The organism is Acinetobacter sp., assembly GCF_049284435.1.
Taxonomy (GTDB): domain Bacteria; phylum Pseudomonadota; class Gammaproteobacteria; order Pseudomonadales; family Moraxellaceae; genus Acinetobacter.
The window spans coordinates 19,863-27,047 of the sequence record NZ_JBAPXX010000002.1 but is presented as its reverse complement, the minus strand read 5'-3'; the positions used below and the strand labels follow the sequence as shown (position 1 = coordinate 27,047).

6 protein-coding genes are annotated in these 7,185 nt (G+C 40.9%); 3 read left to right on the top strand and 3 right to left on the bottom strand.

The window, feature by feature from the left end:
* From WAK81_RS00315 to tviB, 3 genes are all read right to left on the bottom strand, one after another.
* Nucleotides 1-471: oligosaccharide flippase family protein (locus tag WAK81_RS00315; protein ID WP_422195209.1), on the bottom strand; the 471-nt coding region annotated here is incomplete at its 3' end.
* 4 nt (nt 472-475) lie between these two features.
* Entirely contained in the window at nt 476-1,504 is a 1,029-nt protein-coding gene (locus WAK81_RS00310) for an NAD-dependent epimerase/dehydratase family protein (RefSeq protein WP_422195208.1), read from the bottom strand.
* A gap of 19 nt (nt 1,505-1,523) precedes the next feature.
* Nucleotides 1,524-2,801, bottom strand: coding sequence for a Vi polysaccharide biosynthesis UDP-N-acetylglucosamine C-6 dehydrogenase TviB (gene tviB, locus WAK81_RS00305; protein ID WP_422195207.1), 1,278 nt, complete (start codon nt 2,799-2,801; stop codon nt 1,524-1,526).
* Nucleotides 2,802-3,096: 295 nt separating this feature from the next.
* On the opposite strand from tviB, the gene WAK81_RS00300 reads away from it, so the two are divergent.
* Genes WAK81_RS00300 through WAK81_RS00290 form a run of 3 tightly spaced genes read left to right on the top strand, consistent with a single transcriptional unit; the run spans nt 3,097 to nt 6,831 of the window.
* A complete protein-coding gene (locus WAK81_RS00300) occupies nt 3,097-4,200 on the top strand; it encodes a polysaccharide biosynthesis/export family protein (protein WP_422195206.1) in 1,104 nt (367 codons plus the stop codon).
* Complete coding sequence (locus WAK81_RS00295; RefSeq protein ID WP_422195205.1) at nt 4,200-4,628, top strand: low molecular weight protein-tyrosine-phosphatase; 429 nt, start codon at nt 4,200-4,202, stop codon at nt 4,626-4,628. The genes WAK81_RS00300 and WAK81_RS00295 overlap by 1 nt, the downstream gene beginning before the upstream one ends.
* A gap of 16 nt (nt 4,629-4,644) precedes the next feature.
* A complete protein-coding gene (locus tag WAK81_RS00290) occupies nt 4,645-6,831 on the top strand; it encodes a polysaccharide biosynthesis tyrosine autokinase (protein ID WP_422195204.1) in 2,187 nt (728 codons plus the stop codon).
* Nucleotides 6,832-7,185 lie beyond the last annotated feature (354 nt).

Here is a 7,185-nt window from a genome sequence, read left to right as displayed (position 1 = left end):
AGTAATGTATCGCATTTGCTCTACACCACGAAAAAACCACTCCGGAAATAATGTTTGCCCAATAAGTATCAAACACATTAATGAATATATTAGAAAGTCTGCTCGAAATTGCGGAATACATAGAATTAATCCACACAAACAAAATAAAGAAAAAATTAACAAAATAATTTTCGATATCATTGTTTTACTATAAATATAACTTAATTGCTTATTACTATGCCTATGCTGTGCAATTTCACGTGTTGCAGATAAATTAAAACCATAATCTGTAACAGCCTGAAAATATGTAATTAAAGATAAAGCTAAAACAATTGCCCCATATTGCTGAAAGCCCAAAACCTTAATTAAATAAGGCAGAGTAATGAATGGTAAAACAGCATTAACCAACTTTAAGACTGATAGTGAAAATAAGTTTTCCAGCAGCCTTTTTACTTCTCTGGATTTCAAAATATGAGACAATGATTTAAGCATAAATTCAGTTTTGTAAAGCCCTTATATACCAACGCATTGTCAATCCAATACCATCATTAATTTTATGTGTTGGCGAATAATTTAATAAATTTACAATTTTATCTACACTTGCCTGTGAATGACGTACATCACCTGCCCGAAACTCTCTATACACTGGGTCTTTATTGTAAATTACACCATTCTCTTCTAAGGCTGTTTTAAGAGCATTAAACAAATCATTTAGCGTAGTACGATCTCCCACTGCTACGTTATAAACCTGATTTTTAGCTTCATCATTTTGCGTAGTGGCTGCCAGAATATTGGCCTGAACCGTGTTCTCAATAAAACAGAAATCACGGCTGGTTTCACCATCACCATTAATGAAAACATCATCACCAGCAATCATAGCTGCTGTCCATTTTGGAATGACTGCGGCATAGGCCCCATTCGGGTCCTGGCGCTTGCCGAAAACATTAAAGTAACGCAGACCAATGGTTTTAAACCCATAAGTCCGTGCAAATACTTCAGCATACAACTCATTTACATATTTGGTGACCGCATAAGGTGAAAGCGGCTTACCAATATTTTCTTCGACTTTTGGTAAGGCAGGATGGTCACCATAAGTCGAACTGCTGGCAGCATAGGTAAAGCTGGAAACATGAGCATCACGTGCAGCCGTCAGCATATTTAAAAAGCCGGTAATATTGGCTGCATTGGTGGTAATCGGGTCTGCAATTGAGCGTGGCACAGAACCTAAAGCAGCCTGATGCAAGACATAGTCCACTCCTGCACATGCTGTCTGGCAGTCTTCAAAGTTACGAATATCACCTTCATAAAATTTGAAGTTCGCCCACTGTTCAGGCTTGACCAGATTTTGTACTTCATCCAGATTATACTGATGACCTGTAGCAAAATTGTCCAGACCCACCACATTTTGATTTAACTTTAATAGGGTTTCCAGTAAATTTGAGCCAATAAAGCCCGCTACACCAGTAATTAACCAGATTTTAGGGGCTTGTTCTAATTGCTCGCATACAGTTTGATATTGGCTCATATATAGGGTCCCCTATAAATTACAGACGAAGGTCAGATTCAGATTGATCTAGTACATATTTCAGGTCATACAAAATATGTGCGGACTTGCCAAGGGCACGTAATGCATCAGCACCCATAGCTTTAAACTGATCATGTGCAACGGCTAGAATCACCGCGTCATACTGACCCTGTTCCAGATTTGCGACTGGAGTAATCCCGTATTCATGTTGAGCTTCGCCTGCATCTACCCACGGGTCATACACATCGGCAGCAATATTATATTCCGTCAGCTCATTGACAATATCAATAATTTTGGTATTACGAATATCCGGGCAGTTTTCTTTAAAACTTAAGCCTAAAACCAGAACCTTGGCACCTTCGACCTGAATTTTTTTCTTGATCATGGCCTTGACCAGCTGGGTCACTACATAAGCCCCCATGCCATCATTTAAACGGCGACCTGCCAGAATAATTTCAGGGTGATAACCAATAGACTGTGCTTTATGAGTCAAATAGTACGGATCGACACCAATACAATGTCCACCCACTAAACCTGGACGAAACGGTAAAAAATTCCATTTTGTACCGGCAGCTTGTAATACTGCTTCAGTATCAATTCCCATTTTATTAAAGATCACAGCCAGTTCATTAATCAGGGCAATGTTGACATCACGCTGGGTATTTTCAATGACTTTTGCCGCTTCAGCCACTTTAATGCTAGTCGCTTTATGCGTACCTGCTTCAATCACCAGGTTATACACCTGATCGACAAATTCAGCGACTTCTGGCGTAGAACCTGAGGTAATTTTCAGAATATTGGTCACGCGGTGCAGTTTATCACCCGGGTTAATCCGCTCCGGACTATAACCGGCAAAGAAGTCCTGATTGAACTTCAGGCCTGATACCTGTTCCAGAACCGGAATACAGGTCTCTTCAGTTGCACCTGGATATACTGTGGACTCATAGACCACCACATCGCCTTTTTTAAGCACCTGACCAATGCTGGTCGAAGCCTTAACAAGAGGAGTTAAATCTGGCTGTTTAAATTCATCAATAGGGGTAGGCACAGTTACAATAAAAAAGTTACAGCTTTTTAAATCTTCTAAATTTGCTGAATAACTGAGCTGATTTGCCTGTTTGAGTTCTTCTGGGGAAACTTCGAGGGTATGGTCTTGGCCACTTTTAAGTTCATCAATTCGTTTTTGGTAGATATCAAAACCGACCACAGGTACTTTTTTCCCAAATTCAACTGCAAGTGGCAAGCCCACATAACCTAGACCAATCACCGCAATTTTTAAATCTGCAATAGATAGCATTTCAACGCCTTATTTATGTACTGTACTTATGAAGATTCAATCTTTCGGCGCGCATACTAGCAGAAAAACATGAAATTTCTGTTGTGATTTAACACCAAAAAACAAAAAAAATAAGAAAATATTTAACTAAGCTTATAAAGGAATACTTTGAAAAAAGATTTTATTGAGCGAACAAGCTTTATTATCTTCATTCACTATTCAGTTAAAATCAGATACATTTTGTTATAATAAAATCAAAGTTGTCAGGTAGAATATCGCAGATTTAACGAATTAAATATTAAAAACGGGATTCCATGTGCGACAAATTCAACTGGCTTTTTTACTGACTTGCGGTCTTACTTTGACCGGCTGCGCAGTGACCTCTGGTCTGCAAACTTATGATCTACCAGCAGAAGGTGTTTATCAAACCGAACTCGGCACTTCAGTCAATGTGATTAAACTCACCCAGGACTCGATGCTTGCCGTTCAGCCTGCTGTACAAAATATTCAACAAGACTATGCCCATTTGTTTAGCACCTCGCATCGTAGCTACAGTTTAAGTCCGGGCGACATCCTGTCCATCTATTTATGGGCTTATCCGGAAATGACTCCATCTTCTCCAAATGCAGGAAGTGAAGACTCTGCGCGTTCAATTGGCTATCAGATTGATTCTCAAGGTTATATTCAGCTTCCAATTATTGGCCGCTACAAGGCAGCAGGCAAATCCCTGACCCAAGTCAACCGTGAGTTGCGCAGTCAACTGTCCCGTTATTTAAAAACCCCGGACGTGATTGTGCGGGTGCTGTCCTATCAGGGTCAGCGCTATTCCGTTCAGGGCAATGTGGTAAAAGGCGGACAGTTTTATTTAAGCGATCAGCCGGTGAGTATCTACACCGCCTTAGGCATGGCCGGAGGTGTCAATGCCCAGCAGGGCGACAATGCCTCCATGACTTTGGTCCGTCAGGGACGTTCCTACAACCTGAATACCGTAGAACTGGAAAAGGCAGGACTTTCACTGCATAACTTGCTGATCCAGCCAAATGACACTTTATATGTGAACAATCGCGAAAATCAAAAAATTTATGTCATGGGTGAATCTGGCAAAAACCAGTCCCTGCCACTGCGCGATCAGGGGATGAGTTTAAGTGATGTATTAGGTGAAAGTTTGGGCCTAAATCCACTCTCTGCCAGCCGCAGCAAAATTTATATCGTGCGCAGTCAGCCAAATGCTGTGCACACTGAAGTTTATCACATGGACCTGAGCAGTATTGCCGACTTTGGCCTGGCCAACCAGTTTAAGATGCGCAGCAATGACATTGTCTATGTCGATGCTTCAGGTCTGGCGCGCTGGCAACGTGTCGTGAACCAGGTGATTCCGTTCTCGAATGCACTCTATAACCTGGAACGTTTGGGGCAATAATGCAGATTAAACATATTTTGGTGGTCTGTATTGGCAATATCTGCCGCAGTCCCATGGCCGAATACTTTTTAAAACAGCAGTATCCGCATTTACAGATTGAATCTGCAGGTATTGCTGGCGTGGTGGGACATGCAGCGGATGAAAAAGCCAGTCTATGCATGCAGCGTTTGGGGATTGACATAAGCCCGCATGTCGCCCGGAAATTGAATACCGAAATGATTAAATGGGCCGATTTAGTTTTGGTCATGAGTCAGAATCAACAAAAACATATTGAACAGACCTGGCATTTTGCCAAAGGTAAAACCTTCCGTTTGGGGCACTGGCAAAGCAAGAATATCGCTGATCCCTATCAGCATGACCAAGTTGTATTTGATGATACCTGCCAGTTAATACAAAGCTGTATTGCTGACTGGAAAAAATATATTTAAATTTGAAATCAAGATTATGAGCCAAAATAGCAATACTGAAGATACGATAGACTTAAAAGAGTTATTTTTTTCACTCATCGCACAGTGGAAGCTGATTGCACTGTGCGTCATCTTAAGCGTGATCTGCGCGTTGCTGTATTTAAGAGTCACCCCCGATACCTATTCGGTCGATGCGCTGGTACAGGTCGAAGAAAACAAAGGGACGTCTGCTGCCTTATTGGGTGATTTATCCAGCATGATCGAGCAAAAGCAACCCGCTCAGGCAGAAATAGAACTATTAAAATCACGTCTGGTGCTGGGTTCTGCCATTCAGGCTTTAAATCTGGATCTCCGCATTGCTGGAACTGAAAACAGCTTTACGAATCGTTTAGTGTCACCGCATGACTATCAAAGCGAATACAACAAAACATCTGTTCTGTTTAAAGACAATGCTAAATCCTTTGATATCCGTCAGTTTGAAGTGCCTGCTTATTTCCATGACAAAAATTTACGTCTTGACTTTCAGCAGGGTAAATACACTTTAACCAATCCGGTCACAGAACAGGTGGTCTTCTCTGCCCCATTAAATCAGCCTAGTGAATTGCAGTCTGAACATGGTCAGTGGAAAGTTGCCATTTATAGCCAGGACCAGTTCAATGCACCTTATCTTGTTCAAAAGCAATCTCTGCCCGCTGCGGTAAAATCAATTCTTGCCAATTACTCGGTTGCAGAAAAAGGCAAAATGACCGGTGTATTAGGCCTGAATTATCAGGGTACGGATAAACAGCATATCACTGAAGTTCTCAATGCCATTCTCGCTGCCTATAGCCAGCAAAATATTGAACGTCGTTCCGCAGAAACGGCTCAAACACTTAAGTTTCTGGATGAACAATTGCCTGAATTGCGCCAGCAGCTGGACGTGGCTGAACGAGAATTCAATACTTTCCGTCAGCAGTTTAATACAGTCGATGTCACCAAAGAATCGGAACTGTATCTGACCCAGAGTATTAGCCTGGAAACCCAAAAAGCGCAGCTCGAACAGCAAGTGGCTGAGGCTTCTGCCAAATACACCAATGAACATCCGGTGATGCAGCAGATGAATGCACAACTTGGTGCGATCAATAAAAGAATTGCTGAACTGGAAGGGACTTTAAAGCAGCTACCAGACCTGCAACGCCGATACTTACAACTGTTCCGTGAAGTTGAAGTGAAACAGCAACTCTATACTGCTCTGTTAAACTCTTACCAGCAGCTACGAATTGCCAAAGCCGGTGAAATTGGTAATGTACGGGTAGTGGATACTGCTGTTGAGCCGCTAGAACCGATCAAACCCAAAAAACTGCAAATCCTGATTTTATCGATCTTCTTAGGTGGCTTCCTGGGTACTTTGCTAGCGCTTCTACGCAATATGCTACGTTCGGGCATTAAAGATTCCAGTCAAATTGAAAATGAACTAGATTTGCCGGTATATGCGACAGTCCCTCGCTCGCCCGCGCAAAACGGCTATATCAAGCTATCCAAGAAGAAAAAATATATTCCGATTCTGGCGGTTAAAAACAGTGATGATATTGCGATTGAGAGCCTGCGCAGTATGCGCACTGCCATTCACTTTGCCTTGAGTAATGCACGAAATAATATTGTGATGATTTCTGGTCCTGCACCAGAAGTAGGTAAATCTTTTATCTCGACCAACCTGGCTGCAATTTTGGCACAAAGTCAAAAACGTGTTCTTTTGATTGATGCGGATTTACGTCGGGGTTATATCCATAAATACTTTAATCAAAATCATCAGCCTGGTTTAGCCGAGTATTTAAATAAGCAAGCCAGTTTGGATCAGGTCATCAAATCAACCGATATTCCAGGCTTAGATTTATTGACTCGGGGCAAAAGCCCGGTGAATCCATCCGAGTTACTCAGCACCCCACTATTTGGTGAAATGCTGACTCAGTTGTCCAGTCAATATGATCATATCCTGATTGATACTTCACCGATTCTTGCAGTGACTGACGGGATTATCATCTCGCAACATGCAGGTGTGAATTTGTTGATTGCACGTTATGCACAAACTCAAATGAAAGAGCTCGAATTAACAGTCAATCGCTTTGAACAGGCTGGAGTTAAAGTGAATGGCGTGATCTTGAACGATATCCAACGCTCCAGTGCAGGTTATGGCTATGGTTATAATTATGCTTATGCCTATAAGGCTTCAAAAAATGAAGATTAAGTAGACTTGATGGATATTAAGTCTATTTAAATCTCTGAGAGGATCAAAGTACTTGTTCAGACATTAAAAAGCTGATCAAGCTACTTTAATATAAGTTGGCTTTTTAAAACTTATACTCAAGAGAATGAGAAAAGGTTATATCGCTTCAAACAGATTTGAAATCATTCAATTTAAATCTGTTTGAAGCTTTTTTATATTTAGCTAATTTATGAAAAGTATTACATCCAGAACAACATCACACATAATTTTCTAAAATTATCAAAGATTCATAATCTAAAATCGGTACTTATCAAACTAAAACCTATTGATAAAGATATTTATAGCAAAATAAGCTAGATTGATTCTTCAATTAAA